Here is a 21,699-nt window from a genome sequence, read left to right on the forward strand (position 1 = left end):
CTAGCTTAGCTTCCTTTCTTTAATCGAAGTTCTGGATTTACGTATCGATACGATAGATCTACTAATGTATTCACAACAAATACAATCGCTGCCATCAAGACAATATAACCTTGGATAAGCGGATAATCACGTTGACGGATAGAGTCGACAACGAGTTTCCCTACACCCGGATAAGCAAATAGCACCTCTACGACAACGACACCGCCTATCAAGCTGCCGAGACTGACGCCAAACACGGTAATGACCGGCGGCAGGCTGTAGCGAAAAGCATGCGAAAAGAAAATACGCTTTTCGGCAATTCCGCGTGCTCTTGCCGCCCGCACAAACTCTTGTCCAAGTGAATCTAAAAGACTGGAACGAAGCAGCCGCACATACACACCTGCAATCGCGAGCCCTAATGTCACTGCGGGCAAGACAAGTGACAGCAAACTGTCACGTCCCATCGTTGGGAACCAGTTGAGCCTCACAGCAAACATATCAATGAATATAAGTCCGAGCCAGAAACTTGGAACAGCTGCGCCAATAATAGAGAAATAGCGGCTGACATGATCAATCCAGCTTCCTTTATAAAGCGCCGATAAAGAACCCAATGGTATAGCAACGATAAGCATGACAATCAACGAACCGATTGTCAGCTCCAATGTAGCTGGAAGACCTGTCATCAGCATTTCCGATACTGGCTGATTCGTAATATACGAATTACCAAAATCAAGACGGATGAAATCCAGCAGCCATTTTCCGTACTGTACGATTAACGGGTCATTAAAACCCATATCCTCACGCAGTACCTCCACTTGTTCCTGGCTGACATTTAGTTCATCCACATTCAGAATGGTGAGCGCCGGATCGCCAGGCGCAAGACGCAGGAAAAGGAAACTGCAGAAGGTGACGAACAAAACGAACAGTACAACCTCTACCAATCGTTTCCCAATAATACGAAACATTACTTCACATCCAATTTATTTGTGATCATATAATACTCACTTCGCGTCGTAACCCAGTTTTTCACTTTTGTTTCATCGTAAGCTACCAGCGTATCTGGATAAATAACAAAGGAATTAATCTGATGTTCATCCACATAATTTGCTGCAGCTTCTGCTAGTTCGGCACGCTTGTCCGCATCAACTGTTACATTCAATTCATCAATAATCTTCGTTAATTCCGGTTCATCTGCTCCGCTGAAGTTCAAAGCGCCATCTGGATGATACGTTGCATTCAAGTAATAACCAGCGTCACCGCGCGGAGCTGTTAAGTTGCTATATGTGGCCAAATCCCAATCGCGATTTGCTGCCATGTACTCTTCAGGAATCTCAATTTGACGAAGCTCTACATCAATACCAATTTTCTTCGCATCTGATTGGAAGATCTGTGCAATCAACGGAAGATCCGCTCTCGCAGAGTAAGTCAGCATGGTCAACGTAAGTGGTTCGCCATCTTTCTGCATCTTACCGTCCTCTAAGGAATAGCCCGCCTTCTCTAGATACTCTTTCGCTAGATCAGATCCTGTTTCATGCTCACTGTAGCTAGGTGCAAACGGCAATGATTCCGGAAACGGCCCTTTTGCCGGCTGTGCATATCCTAGTAAGACTGAATCAGCAATCTTATCACGATCGATTAATGCATCTACTGCTTTACGAACATTCACATCCTGCAAAGCCTCACGCTGCATATTCATCGTCATCTGGTGCACACGGAATGTTTCTGTTGATTCTACTTTAATGCCATCCTTTGCTTCCAGGCTTTCAATACTTTCTACTTCCGGACGAAATACTACATCCGCATCACCAGATTCTAATGCTAATGACCGTGCGTTTGCATCTTCATTAAAGGAGAACGTTACCGAATCAAGTTTTGCTTTTTCATCCCAATAATCTTCATTCCGAACTAGTTCAAGCTTACTTCCCGGCGTGAATGATTCCAGTTTGAAAGGGCCCGTCCCAATTGGATTATTTACAAAGTCTCCTGCCTCTACATCAATAATAGAAACATTCGGGTTTACCAACTCAGAAATAAATTCTGGAAATGCCTGTGTATTCGTTACTTGTAATGTCATATCATCTGTTGCTTCAATGGAGTCAATTTTTAATGCATTCTGAATCGCTACATTGTCTTTCAACGAACGTTCCAATGATGCTTTAACAGCTTCCGCATTCATCGGCTCGCCATTTTGGAAGTTAACACCTTCTCGAAGTGTAATCGTCCACTCTCTGCCTTCATTTCTTCCTTCCCAGCTTTCAGCCAGCCAAGGCTCAATCGTAAGTGTTTCTTCATTCAGCTGTACTAGGGTTTCTGTCAAACCCGCTCGCAGAGGTACATAGCTGGAGTCCACGTTTGGATCCAAGGAGTTTGTTGCAAAGTTATAAACAAAAGTTAAATGCTTGCCATCTTTCTCTGAACCAGCGTTATCTGTACATGCTGCCAGCAGCAGGACTAGTCCAATTAAACCGATTACTTGTTTCCAAAGTTTCCTCATGCTTTTTCTCCCCCAATATATATGTATAAATTAATTCCGTAATTATTACGCTTTGTATCATATCGTAACCATTACGTTTTGTAAAGATAAATTTCCATAAAGATGCAGCAACACAAAAAACGGATCAGCTAGCTGATCCGTTAATGCGATTATTTTATTACGTATTGATAAGAAAGAGAACACAATCTTCTGTCTCTACGCTATTAGGAACTTTCTAAAAGAATGTAAGCAGTTCTCTATTAAAGGGAGTTCTTAATAACCTTATTGTAATGTACCACCGAAAGAATCCCAAAGAGAGAATAAAGAATTGTATAGATCACCATGACGATAATCATTGGCGTCAACATGCTAGTACCGAATAAGAACCAACCAGATCGAACTGCGAAGTAACTGTGAAACAGACCAATGACTAGTGGAATACCAAAATTGAACAGCTGCTTGCGCTGAATACCGCGGCGAAGATCTGTCGTTGTAAAGCCCAGCTTACGCAGAATTGTATAATTTGGTTTCTCGCTTTCTGCTTCATCCATCTGCTTGAAGTAAAGAATACAACCTGAAGTGACCAAGAATGTCAAACCAAGAAATCCTACAATAAATAGCACTAAACCAATGGAAGACTTCTGATCTTCAGCAACATCTATTCTTGAATCACTAAAATCCGCCGCTTCCAAGTTTAAGCTATTGAAAAGTTTATTCGCTTTATCCAATTGATCTTTTGCTTCAATCTCGTATCCAAAGTACATGGTATATTCCCGCGCAATTTCTGGATCAAGATCTTGTTTCAGCTGCTCAAATACCATTTCATCCACTACCATGGTTGGCAGGCCGCCCATGGTGTAATAGTTCGATATAGGATATGCATCTTGCAGTCCTGTGTAATGCAGTGCTACCTCTGAATCTTTTCCGTGAACTGTAACGTCCCCTTCACCCTTTAAAGACATAAAGCGCTGCAGCATCTCATTATAGCCCGTCAATTTCAACTCATCTGGCGCTACTTCTATGCCGGCTGCATCTTCACTAATAAGGGCCGTTTCCATCATTGAAGCATCAAAATTCACTTCTAACGCTGTTTGCAAGATATCCTCAATATCCAGCATCGTTGTATATACTTCTGCTTTGTTTTCTGTGTAAGTGATATTTGCCTCATCTAATACCTGACGGAAAGCTTCCGCATCCTTTTCTGTTAGCAAGGAGAAGTCCTTTCCGCCTGTATGGTTATAAGCTGCAGACTCAGCTGAGTAGTACGTGATATAACTTAAAGACAATAGCCCAATAGCCAAAGCAGAAACAGTGGTGATAATCGTTAACAGTGCAGCATTCGATTTCATCCGAAACATGATAGACGAAAGAGACAGCACTTGCTTAATATTTAAATAGCCGCCCTTTTGTTTTCGTATGAGGCTGATTACAAAGACAACCGACCCTTTGTAGAACAAGTAAGTCCCAAGAATGACAGCAAACAAGATGAAAATCATAGCTCCGAATAATTCCACCATGGTGGAGAAGTCTCCATCAAATAGTTTTCCTGACAAAATATAACCAGCGGCAATAAAGGCAATGCCGAAGATGCCAATTATAACTTGAAAGACTGACAGCTTGCGTGCTGTCATCTCTGTTTGTGACTTTACACGAAAAAGCGATAAAATCGTCTGCCGTTTAATAAAAATCAAATTCATCAATAAAATCAGCACATAAACACACAGAAATACAAGGAACGTCTGAAGTAAAGCTCTAGGTGAGAATGATAAAGAAGCAATTCCTTCCACGCCTGTAATCTTGAAAAGAACCATAATTAAGAGCTTGGAACCGAGAAAACCTAAAGCAACCCCAATCACTAAACTACCAAAATAAAGAATCGCATTCTCGGCACTAAGCAGACCAAAAACTCGATTTTTCGTCATTCCAATCAGCTGAAAAAGACCGATTTCCTTACTGCGCCGCTTGATGAAGATCATATTTGCATAAAGCAGAAAGACAGCTACAATTGCGATAAGAAGAATAGAAGCAACCCCAATACCAGCAGATCCCTTTACCGAACCTTCCACCGGATCCATTGACTTATCATATTGCAATGTGACAAAAGCAAAATACAATCCTGAGCTAAAAATTAACGCAAATACATACAAATAATAGTTACGCAGATTTTTCTTCAAATTACGGAGTATCAAGCTATTAATGTTCATTTTGCACCCCGCTGAGCACACCTTGCGTGGACATGATGTCTTTAAAGAAGGCTTGTCGCTCTTGCTGCCCTTTGTTCAGCTGTGTATAGATTTGGCCATCCTTAATGAAAATAACACGGCTGCAGTAACTAGCAGCGGCTGGATCATGTGTGACCATCACAATGGTTGCTTTCCGGTTCTGATTAAGTGAACTAAGCTTGTTGAGCAGATCGGATGCTGATTTCGAATCAAGCGCTCCTGTCGGTTCATCGGCAAATATGATGCTTGGCTCATGGATAAACGCACGAGCTGCTGATGTACGCTGCTTCTGACCGCCGGAAATTTCGCTGGGATATTTATGTTGAATATCAAGAATTCCAAGCTGATGGGCTACTTCTTCAAACTTTTGATTGGCTTCTTTTTTCGGCACTTTCTTGATAGACAACGGCAGAAGGATATTCTCTTTCACCGTTAATGTATCCAGCAGATTGTACTCTTGGAAAACGAAGCCCAAGTGATTTTTACGGAATTCTGCCAGCTGCTTTTCCTTCATATTCGTGATTTCATTGTTTTGAATGAGGATTGTACCGCCGCTTGCCTGATCAATCGAGGAAAGGACATTCAGCAGTGTTGTTTTACCAGATCCAGACGATCCCATAATGCCGACAAACTCTCCCGCTTCAATGGTAAGGTCGACACCTCGCAGCACTTCCTGTTTATTAAATTTATTGCCATATTTTTTTTGCACGCTTGTCGCTTCAAGAATTCCCATCTATTCGCACCTCTTTGTGTAATTTGTTACCTCAAGTATACGGATGCAGCGAAATATGCTCCTGCTTTTCAGCTAACAAACGAACAAAGCGTGTGACAATCTTGTCACACGCCCGTCATGCCAACCATTTCATTTCGCTTTGGGAAAGTGAGCGTAAAGCATGTGCCTTTTCCTGGTTCAGATGTCACGTCCATGTTGATTCGGAGTGGCTTCGCTGCCCTTTTCGTCAGATAAAGTCCCATGCCTGTTGCCGCTTTATCATGCTGAACTGTTGATGTAAAACCTCGTTCAAATATTCGCGGCATATCTTTTGCATCTATTCCAATACCGTTATCTTGAATATGTATTCGTATATGTCCATCCTGCTTTTCACTCTTGATGTGAATATCACTGTTTTCACTATACTTAACAGCATTGGATAACAGCTGCCGTAAGATAAATGTGAACCATTTTGTATCACTGAGCACCATTGTTTCCTTTAGGTCTATTTCAAATCCAATTCCCTTTTGCATACACCAAGACCTTAGCGATCTGATTTCCTGGCTTATTACTTCTGGTAGGTGGATTTCTTCTATAAATAAGTCGTTTTCGATGAACGTAATTCTTTTTTGATGGATTTGGGTATCCAACAGCATATGCACACGAAGCCATTCATACGTGAGCTGTTGCTTTAGAGTGGTATCCTCCATCCGCTCGATGATCAGCTGCATGGCAGTTAGGGGTGTTTTTACGTCGTGGATCCAAGAGAGAAGCTCATCTCTCTCTTGTTCCAAAGCTTCCCGGCGATCAGCAGAAGTTCGGTTTAAGAAACGCACTTGTTCTTGAAGACTTTCGTGCACAATATATTCATAAGGACGATCGGGCTCCGGCAAAGTGGAAGCGTCCAAACTCTTTTCCCAATCTTTTATACTGCGGTAATAGCGAGTTTCTCTAGGATAGCGAAGGAATAGAAAAATAAGCAGCAGCAGCCAGAATAATAATAAAAGATAAAAGATTGATGCAAAGGGAATCGTTGTATCCACATAAGCTACTAGCAAAAGCAAACAGGAAAGCAGGACAAACATACCGATCCAGCTCGCTTTATCACGAAAATAATTACGAATCATAACTTCTCCGCCTCTAATGCAGCGTATCCTTGCCCTACTTTTGTTTCAATATGCTGACCAAGACCGATAGCTTCTAATTTCTTTCGCAATCTGTTCACATTCACTGTTAGTGTGTTATCACTAATGAAGCGTTCATCATCCCATAAACTTGTAATGAGTTTTTCACGTGAAACAATCTTATTTTTCTGCTCAACTAACAGTTTCAAAATAAACATTTCATTTTTTGTCAGCTCTGCTTTTCCTATATCATTTTCCACTTCATTTTTCTCATAGTCTACCGTTGCACCATTCCATGTCTTTAATGTAACAGCATCCATGCTGTAATTATAAACGCGTCGAAGAATTGCTTGGATCTTAGCAATCAACACCTCGAAGTGAAATGGCTTTTGCACGAAATCATCTCCGCCCAGCTGCATTGCCATGACCATATCCATCGGATGATCTCTAGAGGACAAGAAGATGATCGGTACATTAGAATGCGCCCGAATCATACGGCACCAATGAAACCCGTCATAGCTTGGCAGCTGAATATCAATCAACACTAGCTCCGGCTTGATTTCCGAAAACTTCTCCATTACTTGCCCAAAATCATCGATTCCTTGTACTTCATATGACCATTGCGTCAATCGTGTCTTAATCTCTTCGAATAAGCTTTTATCATCTTCAATCAACAAAATCTTAAACACGTTCGTCACCCCATTCATCTTGCCTAAAATTGTAACGAATATCCCATATTTTTACTACCATCTATCGTAAAGATTGTTTCTATAGGAAGCATGTGCTAGAGTTTTCTCATATAAATAAAGCGAGGTTCTGCATGATGTTCGATCCAACTGTATTTGATAACTTGAAAGTAGCTTTTGAAAATCAGCTTTATGATCTGGACAATTTGGATAATGAAATTAATATCGTATCTCGGTATGACCGCGTGGAAATGGCAACTATGTCTCGCGAATTTCGCTTGGGCTTTACGATGCAAGACAACACCGACATCACTGCGGAGATTTGTTTAGAGGCATCTCTAAAAGATTTGGCAGATGAAATATTGGAAGCGCCAGACACAAATCCAGGCTGCACATTACGTGTATTCTTTGCTATGACTGTGGAAGATCCGCAAGCAGAATGTCCTGTTATAGAATCCATTCTAAATCAAATCTGGACACCTCCAAGCCGCCCAAAACAAACCTTACAGTACGAATTTGATAACCAGCAAGCCCACTACTTAAATACAGCAGAAGTCCATTTTGACCGTAAGATTAATGAGAATCAGATGGAGGATATTCCGAGTTTGATTGACCACATATTAGATTCGCTTGAAGCTTTGATGACAGAATAAGAAACAAACTGCAGATAAAGAAATACAGGCTGTTTCTGGCCCAAAACTAGAATGGGTCTCCAGATTTATCTCTACTAAACTGCGTAAGTATAATCTCTCACTTATCTGTTAGGTAGTTGGAATCAAATTTGTGATTTTTTCCCTTTACATCTACTATAACGCTTCATGAATGGTATGATAATACATGTTTTTCCAATATTTATCTTAAACATACCAAGGTGGAGGTTGAACATGCTTAGCAAACCAGATTTGAAAGGGATGGCATTAACCGGATTATCATTCCGGTGGGGAAAAGGAGTTTTGGCTGGTTTTTTATTGTACCTTTTTTTTGGCTTTTTAGTAGTCTTCTTATCTATACTTTCGATTCCCTTTCTCTATATTACAGACACAAACAATCTTAACTTAGTCGTATTATGTATTGCATTCTTACTGTTTTACACATTGCTCATGCCTTTGTCCGTCGGCACAAGTTGGTTTTACCTGCTTCTTATTCGCAATGAAACTGCTTCTGTTTCGTTGATGTTTAGTACTTTTAAATACTTCCCCAAACTATTTACTGTTGGTGTTATGAAGATCGTTTTAGTTTTTTTATGGTCTCTGCTGCTGATTATTCCTGGCATATTAAAATATTATAGTTATTCGCAATCAATCTATATCTTAAAAGATGAACCTAATCTTCGTGCCATGGAAGCCATCAGTGAAAGTAAGCGCCGAATGGAGGGGCATCGATGGAAGCTTTTTTGTATGCAAATAAGCTTTATAGGATGGTTCCTGCTAGGTGCCGTAACAACCATCAGTCACCTTTGGACATATCCTTACTACAAGTCGACTCGCGCAAGCTTTTATGAAGTATATATAAAACGTGATCTTTCTGAAACAGATGTAATAAGCAGTTAACTTACTAATTGGAGGGTAATAAATGAACTTGCTACCTGTTCCGTACATCAAGCAGCGACCTGAACTTCCTTCCGGCTGTGAAGTCACGGCACTGACAATGGCACTCTCCTTTTATGGGGAAACCGTCGACAAACTGGCATTAGCCCTTGAAATGCCTATGGACCATACCCCTGCAGCACGCGATGCCCACGGAACAATACAAGTATGGGGCGATCCCGAAGACGGCTTTGTTGGAGATCCATTTGATAATGGCATTACCATCAATCCAGAACCGCTGAAACAGTTGGCAGATAGATATCGCCCTGGCAGCTTGGCTTTGTATGGTGAAGCATTTTCCAGCGTTGAAAGGCATCTGGCAGATGGTCATCCTGTGTTAGTCTGGTTTACGATTCACCACGAGATGCCTATAGAACGTTTCTGGAAAACGCCTGCCGGAAAAACTGTACCAGCACCGCGACCGCTTCACTGTATCGTTTTAACTGGAACAGATGAAAACAATATCTATTTCCATGATTGTGAATCAACTGAAAAAAGCGGTGCACATGTAAAAGCAGCAAGAGAGCATTTTATTCGTATATATGACGCCATGGGCAGACGCGCTCTTGTCGTCACATAGAAAAACACGGTGTGATAACCGTGTTTTCTTCATTTCATCGCCTCATATATTGCTTGAACAACAGGTCCATAATCGCCGGTAGCATACGCATCTCCTGCAAAAAGATTGCTGTTTTGTTCCGGATTCACAACCGGTGTATGCTTCTTATTTGTCAGCAGCACAATGCCTAGATCATACGCAGGGTCAATAATGGTGACGGTACCTGTCCAGCCTGTATGCCCGTAAGCAGCTTCGCTAGCCAGTGATCCAAACATCCATTCCATTGTTCCTCCGCTTCCATTTCGTCTCCAGCCTAATCCATAGGTTTCATTCGTGGAAGAAGCGGTCGTAAATTGGTCTACCACCTCTTCGTCGAAAAAGTGATGCGTGCCATAGTCACCGCCATTGAGCATCACTTGCAGGAGCACTGCCATATCCATTGTCGTGGAGAAAAGACCAGCGTGACCAGCGACACCATTCATTGCGTAATAACTTTTTTCATCATGTACTTCTCCGATAATTGTTTCTTGGCGAATACGCGGGAAAGAGATATATCCATCACGAGTGTTGCCCAGCCGCTCTGTCGCAGCAATATCTTTCTCTTTAACACCTTTATCCAACGGCTTGAACATCGTATTTTTCAAATGTAGCGGCTGATAGAACGTTTCTTCTACAAATGTATCTAGCTGTTTCCCTGTTACTCGCTCTACGATAACACCTAAAAGCATATAATCTATATCACTGTATAGATGATCCGTCCGAGGTTCGTATTCCAGCGGCACTTGCGGTAGAAAGCCAATAGTTTGACCCCGATTTTGAGAGTAAAACGCGCCGGCTGCATTTGGATCATGAAACTCTATACTTGCAGGGAAACCTGCTTGATGTTGCAGCAAATCTTGAATCGTGATTGTATTCTTCCCTTTTATGTTTGCGTCCGCTTTATCGTTGAATTCCGGAATATACTTGCTGACTTTATCTATTAAAGCGATCTGACCTGTACTTACTAAATGCTGCAATGAAAAGTTAGTTGCGTACATTTTCGTATTTGAAGCCAAGTCATAAAGTGTTTCCTTCTTCAACTTCTTTGGTTGCTTCAGCTTCTCCAGACCGTCATACACTTGCCGGTAACCGTAACGAGACTCTTTGACGATTTTCCCGTCTTTTATGATGATTAAAGACGCTCCCGGAAACCCGTTCTCAATATCATTTTCTATTAGCTTATCTACTTTAGCTAAGCCAGCTTTTGTAAAACCTGCTTCTTCTGGAGTTTTTACCATCTCAAGTATCGTGGGTTCATTTGACACAGCCACCACCTCAGTTGGGACGAACAATAGCAATAACACAAGAGCCAAAACGGAAGTCTGCAGACTTGTCCGCAACATTCACATTCCTCCTTCGTCTTCTCTACTGTTTCCGCTAAAAAGAAATAAATCCTCCCAAAGCAGTAAAAACACGAAAAAAGCACTGTGCGGAGCAGCGCTATAAAGTCATTTCGTTTATTAGTCGATTAATTCTTTATTCTTTTGGTAGGACCTCCGGAGAGATGCATAATCTGTGATGAAAAGTATAACAGCTGTTGTTATACCAAGACCGAGAATATCGATTGGAGATGTCGATATTGTCTCGGAAAGATTGATAAGGAAGTACGCGCCAACAAAAAAGAGAAAGAACGTTATTGATTTCACTACTATTCGCTTTCGTTCTTTTTGAAAGGCTTTCTCCGTCATTATGTCGGTATATTCCATGCCTGACAGAATATAACGAATCCCTATATAAGCTGCTGAACCGAACAGCAGCAATAACAACACAAGCTCACCTTCCATAGAAATAAGACCTGTACGAGCGAGAATCAGCATAATAACCAGCACTCCCAGCTGCAAAATAGCAGCTTCGGCGAAGTAACTCATTATATTCCTTCTTTTATACTCATCATCCGGCAGCAAAAAACGTATCCATGTTTTCTCCATTCAGTCTACCTCCCAAAATAGATCATCCAATGTTTTTCCCAATGCTTTTGCAATTGCTACACAAAGCTGTAAGGTTGGATTGTACGCTCCTTTTTCGATTAATCCAATTGTTTGTCGCGTAACACGTACACGGCGTGCAAGCTGCTCTTGCGTCATTTTTTGTTCTATTCTGGTGATTTTCACTTTATTCTTCATATGTTAGCCCCTATGCAAATCATATATTGCATTTATAAAGTATACATTACACCCAGTTTAATTATTTGTAAATAGGAAAAGCATGCAATAGCATGCGTTAGTTTTCTTTCTTTAGCTTCCAAAACATCCATATTGCAAGCCCAAGCATAAACAAAGATTGTATACAGGTTAGCAAGATTAACTCTGTATTCTCATCTATATGGATATAGTGCAGAAATTATTTGTGGTGAGAAAAACAGAACCGGCAAGACAATGACAAACCATGTTTTAGAAAAGACAGCTAGACCCGCAAAGACAAGGAGTGACATAAAAATCAATGCTGTGTTCCCTACTGGACTAACGGTCAATACTGGTGTTTGTATCCAATCATTAGCAAATAGCAGGCCAACAAATAGGGAAATCTGAATGATACTAAATACAAGATAACTCAGGATTTCTGCTTTTTTTGAAACTTTATTAGCAGCAACATAACGATATAAACAAAAAAGTGCGAGAATGCTAAAAATGAACAGCACTGGATTTCCAATTAAAATTAGTAAGGAATAGCTCCTATCATTATCTAACGCTTTATCCATCACAAGATAAGCAAAAGCTCCCAGGATAATCATTGGCATATACAAAATCCAAAATCTGCCATCCTTAACTACTTCTGCCTCTACTTCCTTCATATAAGACTTGGGGGATTTCCCGATGATGTGCTCGATACTTTTCCCATTCTGTTCCGCCTCATACAGATGATCCTCAAGTTCCTCAAGCAGTTCATTCACTTCTTCTTCTTTTTTATTGCTGGCAAAAAGGTAAACACGCAAGTTATCGAGAAATGTTTGACTTTCTTTGGATAGTGTCATGATTGATTCCTCCTTAAAATGTTATCAACACTGGACGAAATTGCTGACCACCTTACTTCAAAGTCCTTCAATTCTTTCTCTCCCGCTGGTGTCAGCTGATAATATTTTCGTTTCGGTCCGCCAGATGGCAAAGCTTTGCTTGTTGTCGTTACGAGCCCTTCCTTTTTCATTCGCAGCAGTAATGGATAAATACTGCCTTCGCTGACCATCGTAAATCCATAAGCAGCAAGTTTTTCCACCATTTCATACCCATACGTTTCACGTTCGGCTATGATAGCGAGTAAACATCCTTCTAAAATCCCTTTTAGTAATTGACTAGATGACAAGATCAATTTCCTCCTCAACTATCTTGCTATACAAGGTAATTAGAGACAAGAAAGCCACTACTTTGTTTTACAAGATAGTAATTAAATTACCATATGTAACCCCAAGTTTCAACCAGTACTTTCCAAATATTTATGGTATCATCGATAGTGTAATAAACATATACATCATAGAAAGACCGGGGGAATTTTTGAATATGAATCAGACACTCAAACAGGATGCATTGGACAGTCTGAGCGGCAATTGGGGGAAAAGTGTACTAGCTGTTTTTCTGTTCACTGTTATCTCTTTTGTACTAAGTCTGCTAACAGATCCTCCGCTTCACATACCAGGATTCTTTGAGGAAACCACTTTACGCGATGACATTATTAGTAATATCCGAGACACAATCATAAATTACATAATATTAATGCCATTATTTATAGGTACAACCTGGCTGTTTCAAAGCTTTGTTCAGGATGACCGGCCATCATTTGGCTCTATCTTCAAGCCATTCACACGTTTTTGGCGGTATATGATGACTGGATTAATCCTTACTGTCTTACTCACTTTCTGGACGCTGCTCCTGATTGTTCCTGGCATTATTAAATACTATAGCTATTCTCAGACATTGTTTATTTTGCGTGAGAATCCTGATTACACACCCTTACAGGCTATTCGGGAAAGTAAAGCGAATATGCATGGGAATAGAAGTGAGTTGTTTTTTTTACAGCTTAGCTTCATTGGCTGGGCACTCTTAGGTATTTTAACGCTAGGTATTGGACTGCTCTGGCTCGAGCCCTACTTCCGCACAACGATGGCCAGTTTTTATGAACTAAAAATAAAGAGAGCGGGACATAACTCCTCTCTGACACAAAAAAGATCTCGGTCACCAGGAAAATGGTGACCGAGATCTTTTTTGATCTGATATTTTTTGAATTCCTTACTATACTTGCTGATCTGGCGGTGAACTTCCTGATGTTCACCGCCATGAAGGCGAATCCTAATTCGTTTTCCACTTTCTCTTTACTTCGTACCGAAAAACGAGTGAAACACAAATGAGCCTTCAGAAATCCGAAGACTGGCTCGACATCTATTTTACGTTTTCCGTAAATTTTCCCTGTTTCTTTTTCGCTGAGTAATTGCTGGGTATATGCTTTTTGTTTTTCCCATCTTTCGTTGTAATAGATTTTCCGGTTGTTTCCTTCTTTCGCTTTCGTACATTCTGCACGTAAGGGACAAGCAGTACAATCGTCACATTCATACACGCGATAATGACGCTTGAATCCAAATTTGTCGCATCTTTCGGATAGGTACCGAAACGCTAATTTCCGGTTATTCGGGCAAGTGAAAAAGTCGCCTTCGGCATCATAATCCCAGTGAGCTACTTGGTAAGGATCTTGTTTATATTTCTTTTGCTTTTCTTTTCGGTAGTGATTATAGGTGATGAGAGGGATGCGCTTCCGATTATTTACCACATCATCATAATTTTGCTCACTGCCATATCCGGCATCCGCGACAATATAGTCGGGCAGCTCAAAAAAGTCCCGTTCAATCTTATCAAGGAAAGGGATGAAAGTTCGCGTATCCGTAGGATTCGGGAACACATCATAGGCCAGGGCATATTGACCTTCAGTAGCCAGCTGCACATTGTACCCAGGTTTAAGTTGGCCATTTTTCATATAATCATCTTTCATGCGCATAAAAGTGGCACCATGGTCAGTTTTGGAGTAGCTATTTCTGTCTCCGAAGATTTCCATGTCGACCTGATATTTTGATTTCCGTTTAATGAAATCATTGACTTGCTTTCGGTACTGTTTTGGTGCTTTACGTTCGGAACGAAGCTGCTTGCGTTCGGCAGTATCATCACTTGCTTCTATGCGGCGATCGTATTCCTGCACCTTTTCGTCCAGTTTTTCTGCTACTTTTGTTAACTCTTCGCCCGATAGGGCTTCGGGGTTCTCCAGCTCGATTGCGGGGATAATTTCCTGCTCCAACAGTTCTTCATACATCTGAGCCGATCTTTCCACCAATTGCGTACTGTATTTCTCAGTGGACTTCCGCCATACAAAAGTAAACTTGTTGGCATTTGCTTCGATTTTGGTGCCATCAATAAAAATGGCTTCTTCTTCAATGACTTTTTCTTGAACCAGCTGGCTGCGAAATTGGACAAAGCACTGGCGTAAGAGTTCTTTTACGTGAGGGTTCACACGGAATCGGTTGATGGTGCGATAGCTGGGCTGATAATCTTGGGCAAGCCACATCATGCGTACGCTGTCTTGAAGTAATGACTCAATTTTACGGCCCGAGAAAACGGATTGCGTATAGGCACATAAAATAATCTTCATCATCATGCGAGGGTGATAAGCAGGGTGTCCGGTTTCCCGACGGAAACCGTCAAAAGCTTCGTCTGGAATACTTTCTACTAAATGGTTAACGGTAAAAGCAATATCATTTTCAGGTAATTTTCTTTCCAAATCTAGAGGTAAAACGACTTCACACATGGTATAATGTTTAAACATAAGGACCCTCCTCTTTTGTGTTTTGTGTCGTAACTTAATTCTATCAGAGGGGTCCTTTTTTTGCTTCTATAAACAGTAAATTAACGATAAAAAGATGAGGCAGGCATCTCCGAATTCTCGGAGACGCCTGCCTCATTTTAATTTCTCATTTTTTGGGGTTTTGTCCCGCTCTCTTATCATTTATATAAAATCTCGCAGTATCTTCTCACCCCATTTCTTAGTAAATACTTCTTTATCCCCTTCGAATGCATGCAATTCATGCTGCAGATAGAAATACGCCTCATCACACCACATCTTGCAGGTCAGATTCAAATGTGTCTGCCACTCTCCACGTCCAATATCCATTGTCCAGTCACATTGTACATTCGCGGATAACGGATCGCCTTCTTTGACTGTATACACATTTCGGTTTGTGCTGCCATATTCCAAACCGTTATCAGCCAGTTTTCGCGCACCTTCATCTGAATAATCATCCAATATCCATGTCTTGCTTACCAAGTCATAGTTAATTTGGCGTTTACGACTCTCCGGACGCAGAACCTCTTTTTCCAATACAGGAGCGGTCTCTGGCGCCCCGAATACAGAAAGCGTTTTATCTATCGCTTGTGCTTCTCTCGTTGGTAGCAGCAGCTTGGAATGATGACCGGGATAGACAGTGAGTGTCGCTTCTTTCGGAGAAGGCCAGGCATGCGGCCAGTAAGTTGGCGCTATTGCGACTTGCCAGCGGTGACCTGCTGGCAGTGCGTAACCAATATCATTCATTTGAACCGTCACAACAATCTTTTCCTCTGGTGTTAGAGCTTCAGGGAATTCATGGCTATTTCGATGGGTTAAGTTGAGCATCCCCCAAGTGATGCGGCTGACACTACCATCCGGAGCCACATCATTCAGCCGAACTGCTAGCAATGCTTGTTTTTGATCACTAGCAAGCTCTAGCTGCAGTTTCGGAGCACCAAGTATTTCTACTTTTTCTTCCAAGGGTGCACTGGTAAAAATAGTAGAAAATCCGTTTTCCAGACGCTGATCGGATGGCATATCCCCCGGCTGTCCAAATGGGCAAAATACGCCAGCATAAAGCCCATGCTGCTGCATGCTAGAAACTGTTATCGGTGAACCGTCTTCCGCTGCTTCCACCAATTCTTGCCCCGCCACATACAAGCCTTTTTGTATGATATTTGCTGACGGCCACTGTGCTTCTGCGACCCACCGTCCAGGCCGTTCCTCGTACTCTACTTCGGGAGGGAGACTCTCCTGCATCCAAGCGCGCAGCATGGGCTCGTCCATAATGCCTGTCTCTTTATCTTTCAGCCAGTAATCCCACCAACGCAAACACTCCTGCAAAAATCCAATAGATGGTCCTGGAATAGCTACTTCTGGATATTCATGCGCCCATGGTCCAATCAGACCTTTTCTTGGTACATCCAACCCTTCCATCATGCGCGGAATGGCATTTGTATAGCCATCTGCCCAACCTCCGACGGCAAAAACAGGCACCTCAATATCCTGGTAATCTTCATTCACGGAGCCGTGCTTCCAGTAAGCATCCCGCCGCTGATGCCGTACCCATTCCTCAGCAAATGGTGGTGTTTCCTCCATTCGCTGCATCCAATTCTCTCGCCATTTCTCTCCCACAATCTCCGGATCAGCAGGTCTTGCATTGTAAGCGAACATGGTCGATGCCCACCACAGCATATCGGAAGCGAGCAGTGCGCCACCTTTATAATGAACATCATCTGCATACCGATCATCTGTCGAGCAAATAGTAATGACAGCTTTCAATTCTGGCGGTTTTCGGGCAGCAACCTGCAGTCCATTGAATCCTCCCCAAGATTTTCCGATCATTCCTGTCTTACCTGTTGACCATGACTGATTTGCAATCCATTTCAACACATCTTCTGCATCATCTTGTTCTTGCGGAAGATATTCATCATATAGAATACCTTCTGAATCACCGCTTCCTCTCGTATCCACACGGACACTGGCATAACCGTGTCCTGCGAAGTAAGGGTGGCGGATGGAATCACGCAATGCAGTAAAATCATCTTTCCGGTATGGGATATATTCCAATATTGCTGGTACCGGCTCATTTTCTGCATCTTCAGGAAGCCATATTCTTGCCGATAATTTCACTCCATCTCGCATGGGAATCCACACATGCCGTATTTGTTTTATTTGATGCGGATAGGTCGTTTTTATTTGTAACTGGTTATCTCTTACATTAAATACCACTTCACAACTTCCTTCCTAGGCAAATTTGCTTTATCTAATGACTATGCTATACTTTATAATCATGATTATCTTATAACTTCGATTATACTACCATACGCGATTACGACTTAACAACCATGGGGAGGCGAGCACGAACGCGTATCAAAGGAGAACAACAGGCACAATGAATAAAAAAGAAATACAGAAAAGCCGAATGTGGAAATACTTCGTGGAAGCAACAGCAGATATTATCCGTGAAGAAGGATTAGAAAAAGTGACAATCCGAAAAGTAGCAGATCGTGCTGGCTATAACAGCGCAACACTATATAACTACTTTAATGACCTGTCGCACCTCAAGTTCTTTGCGTCTATGACTTTATTGAAGGAATATACAGACGAAGTTGTCGTTTATATGAGTCGATCTGATAAGCCTTTGGAGAAGTATTTACTAGCTTGGGAATGTTTTTGTATCTACTCTTTTCGTTACCCAAAGTTATTTGATGCTGTTTTTATCAAGGATCTTGGCGATAGCCCAGAAAATATGCTGGAACGGTATTACGAAAAATTCCCTAAGGATCTTATTGATATACCAAAGGAATTACAGCCGACATTATTAGAACGGAATATGTCCGATCGCGGACGCTCTGCTCTCGATATAGCGCTAGAAGCCGGAGAAGTAAGTGAGAAAAATGTGGATGCGATCAATGAGTTAACTATTCTTATCTGGCAAGGAATGTTTAATAATGTGCTAAATCATCGACGGTCTTATGATCCAGAACGGGCGATGCAGAAAACGATGCAATATATCACCGAAATCGTCCGGAATGAAGCGTTATTCGACTTCTCGGATAATAAATATGCACCGTAAACAGGAGGTTATCATGTGCTGACATTTGAAAATGTATCAAAAATTTACAGCGGCAGTAAAAAGGCAGTAAACAATCTGAACCTGGAAATACAAAAAGGTGAATTCATCTGTTTTATCGGCCCAAGTGGCTGTGGTAAGACAACTAGCATGAAAATGGTCAACAGACTGATTGAACCTACAGAAGGACGCATTCTAATTGACGGCAAGGATATTATGAAACAAAACCGCGTCCAAATGCGGCGGGAGATTGGATATGTTATCCAGCAAATTGGACTTTTTCCACATATGACGATTAGTGAAAATATCACATTGGTACCAAAATTATTGCAATGGTCCAAAGAAAAACGGCGTGAACGTGCAGCCGAATTGATCAAATTAGTTAATTTACCAAAGGAATATCTTGATCGCTATCCACAAGAATTAAGTGGCGGTCAACAGCAGCGAATTGGGGTGTTGCGCGCTTTGGCTTCCAATCCCCCGCTCATTTTAATGGATGAACCTTTTGGTGCCCTAGATCCCATTACCAGAGACGGACTGCAAGAAGAATTCAAGCATCTTCAAAAACAATTAGACAAGACAATCGTCTTTGTAACACACGACATGGATGAAGCAATCAAACTTGCGGATCGGATTGTTATTATGAAGGATGGAGAAATTGTACAAGTTGATACTCCTGATGAAATTCTCCGTAATCCTGCGAATGAATTCGTAGAATCCTTCATCGGAAAAGAACGACTAATTCAGACCCAACCCGATGTGAAAACAGTGGGCCAAATTATGAATAAGATTCCAGCAACAGTTCACAAAGAAGAGACACTGTCTGCTGCTATTCAGCGAATGAAAGAAAAACGCGTTGATTCCTTGCTTGTAATTGGAGACGACCTTACGCTTGAAGGATATATTGATGTGGAGGATATTGAGGAAAATCGGAAGAAATCCACACTTGTTGGTGAAATAGTTGAAACAGAGCTTTATCGCGTGAAAGAAGATAGTCTTATCCGAGATACTATTCAAAAGATGCTCCGCAGACATACCAAGTATGTACCTGTTGTTGATGAACAGAATCGACTTCAAGGAATCGTCACGCGCGCAACACTAGCTGATCTAGTCTATGACTCTATTTGGGGTGATGAGAATGACAATGAATAGGGAGGTGCAGAACACATGGATACATTAATACAATTCCTTCAAGACCAGGGAAGCACGCTTGTTTTGAAGACTTGGGAGCATTTATATATATCCTTAATTGCAGTTGTGCTTGGAATCCTTGTCGCTGTACCTGTCGGTGTCTTACTCACACGAGTTGAGCGAGTAGCTAATACCGTCATTCGGATTGTCAGTGTCATTCAAACCTTTCCAAGTCTAGCAATTCTAGCGTTCTTTATTCCCATCTTAGGGGTCGGTAAGGTGCCAGCTATTGTAGCCTTATTCTTCTATTCCATGCTCCCCATTCTCCGCAACACTTACATTGGCATTAAGAACACAGATAAGAATTTACTGGAGGCCGGCCGCGGAATGGGCATGACGAATATGCAGCTCATTCTGAGCGTTGAACTACCACTAGCTATTCCTGTCATCATGGCAGGTATCAGAGTTTCTACTGTCTACCTTATCGGCTGGGCTACACTTGCTTCATTCGTTGGAGCTGGTGGACTTGGTGACTTCATATTCGATGGATTGAACCTCTACAGACCAGGACTCATCTTGGCCGGAGCTATACCATCTACTATTCTTGCTCTTCTTGCTGACTTCATCTTAGGAAAAGTTGAGAAAAAGCTGACACCAACTACAAAGAGCGCCATGCACGAGACTGCATAGAAAGGAGCGACAAGCATTATGAAAAATAGAGGTAAACTTATTCTTTTCAGTATGCTAACTGTTCTGCTTCTGTCTGGCTGTGCACTTCCCGGTCTAGGCGGGGGTTCAGGTGAAACTATAAAAATCGGAACAGTTACAACCTCTGAAACACAAACAATGGGCTATATACAGAAATACATGATTGAGCACTATACCGACCTAAATGCTGAAATCATCGGTAATTTAGGGTCGTCCGTTGTGATGCATCAAGCGATGGTTAATGAAGATATAGATATATCATCTGTAAGGTATACCGGTACTGATTTAAGCGGTGCATTGCATATGGACCTTGTAAAGGATCCCGATAAAGCAACAGAAATCGTACAGCGAGAGTTTCAGGAGCAATTTGACCAGAAATGGTATGATACGTACGGCTTCGATAACACGTATGTCTTTTCTGTGCGGCAGGAGGTTGCTGAAGAAGATGGACTTGAGCAGGTATCCGACCTTGAAGCAGTTGCTGATGACTACCAAGTCGGTGTCGATAATAGCTGGATCAACCGTGAAGGAGTTGGATATGACCAATTTGTAGAGGAATATGGATTTGAATTTAACAACGTCTATCCAATGCAAATTGGCCTTGTATACTCCGCACTTAACAGTGAAAAGATGGATGCGGTTTTGGCATACTCCACAGATGCAAGACTGAAACAATTTGATCTGGCCACTTTAGAAGACGACAGGAATTTCTTCCCACCTTACGATGCATCTCCAGTTGTATCAAATGAAATACTGAGAGAACACCCAGAAATAGATGATATTCTGCAAAAACTAGTAGGAAAATTTGATAATGAGACAATCATTGAATTAAACTATCAAGCTGATATTGAGAAAAAAGAACCAAGTACGATTGCACGTGAATATTTGGAAGCTCATAACTATTTTGAAAATGCGTAAGGAGGTGGAGAAAAATGGACTTCTTAACAGAATTAGTGACGTATTACACTGACAATGGAGCATATGTGTGGCATGAATTCTACCGACATTTCCTAATGTCAGCTTACGGGGTATTATTCGCCGGTATCGTCGGCATTCCACTCGGTATTCTAATAGCCCGTTACAGCAAACTTAGTCCTTGGGTTATTTCCTTCGTGAATGTCATTCAAACTATTCCAGCCCTCGCTATGCTTGCTGTATTAATGCTGGTGATGGGATTAGGTACAAACACCGTCATCCTAGCACTATTTTTGTACTCGCTTCTTCCAATTGTGAAGAACACATATACCGGTATCCTTGGTGTTGATAAGACATTGAAGGAAGCTGGTCATGCGATGGGTATGACCAGGTTGCAAATCTTACGGATGGTAGAACTCCCCCTTTCGCTTTCGGTCATCATGGCTGGACTGAGGACGGCACTTGTTATCGCAATCGGGATTGCGACAATCGGTACTTTTATCGGTGCTGGAGGTCTGGGTTCTATTATTGTTCGAGGCACAAATGCTGCAGAAGGTGGTGCCATTATACTTGCCGGTGCTATTCCAACAGCACTCATGGCCGTATTGGCAGACTTTGTCATGGGATGGTTTGAACGACTGCTTTCTCCAACAAGAAAAATAGGGTAAAAAGAGATGCTCCGGATAAATTCCGGAG

At 41.7% G+C, this 21,699-nt stretch carries 21 protein-coding genes and 1 pseudogene; 9 read left to right on the forward strand and 13 right to left on the reverse strand.

Annotation, left to right across the window (positions count from 1 at the left end):
* Positions 1–5: 5 nt before the first annotated feature.
* The 6 genes from nikB to KS242_RS16945 all read right to left on the reverse strand — a co-directional run bounded on the left by nikB (position 6) and on the right by KS242_RS16945 (position 7,199).
* The gene (gene nikB / locus KS242_RS16920; protein WP_217322406.1) at positions 6–944 is read right to left on the reverse strand and encodes a nickel ABC transporter permease; all 939 of its coding nucleotides are present in this window, start codon (positions 942–944) and stop codon (positions 6–8) included.
* Complete coding sequence (gene nikA / locus KS242_RS16925; protein ID WP_217322407.1) at positions 944–2,473, reverse strand: nickel ABC transporter substrate-binding protein; 1,530 nt, start codon at positions 2,471–2,473, stop codon at positions 944–946. Before nikA ends, nikB begins: the two co-directional genes overlap by 1 nt.
* Before the next feature lie 239 nt (positions 2,474–2,712).
* Positions 2,713–4,656 (reverse strand): FtsX-like permease family protein, encoded by a 1,944-nt coding sequence (locus KS242_RS16930; protein ID WP_217322408.1) that lies wholly within the window; start codon positions 4,654–4,656, stop codon positions 2,713–2,715.
* Positions 4,646–5,407: an ABC transporter ATP-binding protein gene (locus KS242_RS16935; RefSeq protein WP_217322409.1), complete on the reverse strand. Its 762-nt coding sequence runs from the start codon at positions 5,405–5,407 to the stop codon at positions 4,646–4,648. The genes KS242_RS16930 and KS242_RS16935 overlap by 11 nt, the downstream gene beginning before the upstream one ends.
* Before the next feature lie 104 nt (positions 5,408–5,511).
* Positions 5,512–6,513, reverse strand: coding sequence for a sensor histidine kinase (locus KS242_RS16940; protein WP_217322410.1), 1,002 nt, complete (start codon positions 6,511–6,513; stop codon positions 5,512–5,514).
* Complete coding sequence (locus KS242_RS16945) at positions 6,510–7,199, reverse strand: response regulator transcription factor (RefSeq protein WP_217322411.1); 690 nt, start codon at positions 7,197–7,199, stop codon at positions 6,510–6,512. Before KS242_RS16945 ends, KS242_RS16940 begins: the two co-directional genes overlap by 4 nt.
* A 131-nt stretch (positions 7,200–7,330) precedes the next feature.
* Between KS242_RS16945 and KS242_RS16950 the strand changes: the two genes are divergently transcribed.
* The 3 genes from KS242_RS16950 (at position 7,331) to KS242_RS16960 (ending at position 9,362) form a co-directional block, all read left to right on the forward strand.
* The gene (locus tag KS242_RS16950) at positions 7,331–7,849 is read left to right on the forward strand and encodes a hypothetical protein (RefSeq protein WP_371747570.1); all 519 of its coding nucleotides are present in this window, start codon (positions 7,331–7,333) and stop codon (positions 7,847–7,849) included.
* 231 nt (positions 7,850–8,080) lie between these two features.
* Positions 8,081–8,746: a DUF975 family protein gene (locus tag KS242_RS16955; RefSeq protein ID WP_217322412.1), complete on the forward strand. Its 666-nt coding sequence runs from the start codon at positions 8,081–8,083 to the stop codon at positions 8,744–8,746.
* Positions 8,747–8,768: 22 nt separating this feature from the next.
* Positions 8,769–9,362, forward strand: coding sequence for a C39 family peptidase (locus KS242_RS16960; RefSeq protein WP_217322413.1), 594 nt, complete (start codon positions 8,769–8,771; stop codon positions 9,360–9,362).
* 29 nt (positions 9,363–9,391) lie between these two features.
* Here KS242_RS16960 and pbp4b read toward each other — a convergent pair whose 3' ends face one another.
* The 5 genes from pbp4b to KS242_RS16985 form a co-directional block, all read right to left on the reverse strand.
* Positions 9,392–10,723, reverse strand: a complete 1,332-nt coding sequence (gene pbp4b, locus KS242_RS16965) for a penicillin binding protein PBP4B (protein WP_217322414.1) — start codon at positions 10,721–10,723, stop codon at positions 9,392–9,394.
* Positions 10,724–10,840: 117 nt separating this feature from the next.
* On the reverse strand, positions 10,841–11,308 hold the full coding sequence (locus KS242_RS16970; RefSeq protein ID WP_217322415.1) for a hypothetical protein: 468 nt from the start codon (positions 11,306–11,308) through the stop codon (positions 10,841–10,843).
* A complete protein-coding gene (locus tag KS242_RS16975) occupies positions 11,309–11,503 on the reverse strand; it encodes a helix-turn-helix transcriptional regulator (protein WP_217322416.1) in 195 nt (64 codons plus the stop codon).
* A 191-nt stretch (positions 11,504–11,694) separates the two neighbouring features.
* Entirely contained in the window at positions 11,695–12,351 is a 657-nt protein-coding gene (locus tag KS242_RS16980; RefSeq protein ID WP_217322417.1) for an HAAS domain-containing protein, read from the reverse strand.
* Positions 12,348–12,677: a PadR family transcriptional regulator gene (locus tag KS242_RS16985; protein WP_217322418.1), complete on the reverse strand. Its 330-nt coding sequence runs from the start codon at positions 12,675–12,677 to the stop codon at positions 12,348–12,350. The genes KS242_RS16980 and KS242_RS16985 overlap by 4 nt, the downstream gene beginning before the upstream one ends.
* Before the next feature lie 194 nt (positions 12,678–12,871).
* On the opposite strand from KS242_RS16985, the pseudogene KS242_RS18360 reads away from it, so the two are divergent.
* Positions 12,872–13,429, forward strand: a pseudogene (locus KS242_RS18360) (DUF975 family protein); the annotation flags it as partial.
* Here KS242_RS18360 and KS242_RS16995 read toward each other — a convergent pair.
* Together KS242_RS16995 and KS242_RS17000 are read right to left on the reverse strand one after the other, a co-directional pair.
* Complete coding sequence (locus KS242_RS16995; RefSeq protein WP_254391754.1) at positions 13,395–15,176, reverse strand: IS1182 family transposase; 1,782 nt, start codon at positions 15,174–15,176, stop codon at positions 13,395–13,397. The pseudogene KS242_RS18360 and the gene KS242_RS16995 sit on opposite strands and share 35 nt — an antisense overlap.
* 180 nt (positions 15,177–15,356) lie before the next feature.
* Positions 15,357–17,405: a CocE/NonD family hydrolase gene (locus KS242_RS17000; protein ID WP_217322420.1), complete on the reverse strand. Its 2,049-nt coding sequence runs from the start codon at positions 17,403–17,405 to the stop codon at positions 15,357–15,359.
* A gap of 163 nt (positions 17,406–17,568) precedes the next feature.
* Between KS242_RS17000 and KS242_RS17005 the strand changes: the two genes are divergently transcribed.
* From KS242_RS17005 to KS242_RS17025, 5 genes are read left to right on the forward strand one after another with little or no spacing between them, the layout of a single operon-like run.
* Entirely contained in the window at positions 17,569–18,252 is a 684-nt protein-coding gene (locus KS242_RS17005; protein ID WP_217322421.1) for a TetR/AcrR family transcriptional regulator, read from the forward strand.
* A 15-nt stretch (positions 18,253–18,267) separates the two neighbouring features.
* Positions 18,268–19,401, forward strand: coding sequence for a betaine/proline/choline family ABC transporter ATP-binding protein (locus KS242_RS17010; RefSeq protein ID WP_217322422.1), 1,134 nt, complete (start codon positions 18,268–18,270; stop codon positions 19,399–19,401).
* Between the two features lie 15 nt (positions 19,402–19,416).
* Entirely contained in the window at positions 19,417–20,070 is a 654-nt protein-coding gene (locus tag KS242_RS17015; protein WP_217322423.1) for an ABC transporter permease, read from the forward strand.
* Positions 20,071–20,088: 18 nt separating this feature from the next.
* Entirely contained in the window at positions 20,089–21,006 is a 918-nt protein-coding gene (locus tag KS242_RS17020) for an osmoprotectant ABC transporter substrate-binding protein (protein ID WP_217322424.1), read from the forward strand.
* 14 nt (positions 21,007–21,020) lie between these two features.
* A complete protein-coding gene (locus KS242_RS17025; protein WP_217322425.1) occupies positions 21,021–21,671 on the forward strand; it encodes an ABC transporter permease in 651 nt (216 codons plus the stop codon).
* Positions 21,672–21,699 lie beyond the last annotated feature (28 nt).

The sequence above is a fragment of the Terribacillus sp. DMT04 genome, from assembly GCF_019056395.1.
Taxonomy (GTDB): domain Bacteria; phylum Bacillota; class Bacilli; order Bacillales; family Amphibacillaceae; genus Terribacillus; species Terribacillus aidingensis_A.

Excerpts from the sequence above, each read along its gene's own strand:
- nikB (WP_217322406.1), bottom strand. The coding sequence starts at position 944 with ATGTTTCGTATTATTGGGAAACGATTGGTAGAGGTTGTACTGTTCGTT.
- nikA (WP_217322407.1), bottom strand. The coding sequence starts at position 2,473 with ATGAGGAAACTTTGGAAACAAGTAATCGGTTTAATTGGACTAGTCCTG.
- KS242_RS16930 (WP_217322408.1), bottom strand. The coding sequence starts at position 4,656 with ATGAACATTAATAGCTTGATACTCCGTAATTTGAAGAAAAATCTGCGT.
- KS242_RS16935 (WP_217322409.1), bottom strand. The coding sequence starts at position 5,407 with ATGGGAATTCTTGAAGCGACAAGCGTGCAAAAAAAATATGGCAATAAA.
- KS242_RS16940 (WP_217322410.1), bottom strand. The coding sequence starts at position 6,513 with ATGATTCGTAATTATTTTCGTGATAAAGCGAGCTGGATCGGTATGTTT.
- KS242_RS16950 (WP_371747570.1), top strand. The coding sequence starts at position 7,331 with ATGATGTTCGATCCAACTGTATTTGATAACTTGAAAGTAGCTTTTGAA.
- KS242_RS16955 (WP_217322412.1), top strand. The coding sequence starts at position 8,081 with ATGCTTAGCAAACCAGATTTGAAAGGGATGGCATTAACCGGATTATCA.
- KS242_RS16960 (WP_217322413.1), top strand. The coding sequence starts at position 8,769 with ATGAACTTGCTACCTGTTCCGTACATCAAGCAGCGACCTGAACTTCCT.
- pbp4b (WP_217322414.1), bottom strand. The coding sequence starts at position 10,723 with ATGTTGCGGACAAGTCTGCAGACTTCCGTTTTGGCTCTTGTGTTATTG.
- KS242_RS16970 (WP_217322415.1), bottom strand. The coding sequence starts at position 11,308 with ATGGAGAAAACATGGATACGTTTTTTGCTGCCGGATGATGAGTATAAA.
- KS242_RS16975 (WP_217322416.1), bottom strand. The coding sequence starts at position 11,503 with ATGAAGAATAAAGTGAAAATCACCAGAATAGAACAAAAAATGACGCAA.
- KS242_RS16980 (WP_217322417.1), bottom strand. The coding sequence starts at position 12,351 with ATGACACTATCCAAAGAAAGTCAAACATTTCTCGATAACTTGCGTGTT.
- KS242_RS16995 (WP_254391754.1), bottom strand. The coding sequence starts at position 15,176 with ATGTTTAAACATTATACCATGTGTGAAGTCGTTTTACCTCTAGATTTG.
- KS242_RS17005 (WP_217322421.1), top strand. The coding sequence starts at position 17,569 with ATGAATAAAAAAGAAATACAGAAAAGCCGAATGTGGAAATACTTCGTG.
- KS242_RS17015 (WP_217322423.1), top strand. The coding sequence starts at position 19,417 with ATGGATACATTAATACAATTCCTTCAAGACCAGGGAAGCACGCTTGTT.
- KS242_RS17020 (WP_217322424.1), top strand. The coding sequence starts at position 20,089 with ATGAAAAATAGAGGTAAACTTATTCTTTTCAGTATGCTAACTGTTCTG.
- KS242_RS17025 (WP_217322425.1), top strand. The coding sequence starts at position 21,021 with ATGGACTTCTTAACAGAATTAGTGACGTATTACACTGACAATGGAGCA.